Below are 441 nucleotides of genomic sequence, written 5' to 3' on the forward strand. Positions count from 1 at the left end.
GTCTGATACTGATCAAGTTCAAAGCGTTTTTAAGCAGATCTTATTAGAAATAGGACAAGTAGACATACTTGCAAATAATGCATGCTTTGGGGTTTTCCGTGAAGCGCATGAAGCCCCGATTGATGAAATTAAGGGAATGTTTGAAGTAAATGTCGTTGGGCTGATGGCCTGTACCAACATGGTGCTGCCGAAAATGCGCGAGCGGCGCTTTGGGCATATTATTAATATTGCTTCACAAGCTGGAAAAATTGCCACTCCGAAATCGAGTGTCTATTCTGCCACTAAGCATGCTGTTCTTGGCTACACCAATGCTCTTAGGATGGAGCTTTCCGACTATAATGTTCAGGTAACCTCCGTGAATCCAGGGCCAATTGCCACTAATTTTTTTAACATTGCCGATGAAAAGGGCACTTATGTTAAAAATGTTCAACGGTATATGCT

General features: G+C 42.2%; 1 protein-coding gene. It reads left to right on the forward strand.

What is annotated here, in order from left to right:
• Positions 1 to 441: SDR family oxidoreductase (locus LC457_RS23335; protein ID WP_223601931.1), on the forward strand; the 441-nt coding region annotated here is incomplete at both ends.

The sequence above is a fragment of the Chryseobacterium sp. GVT01B genome, assembly GCF_019970045.1.
Lineage (GTDB): Bacteria > Bacteroidota > Bacteroidia > Flavobacteriales > Weeksellaceae > Chryseobacterium.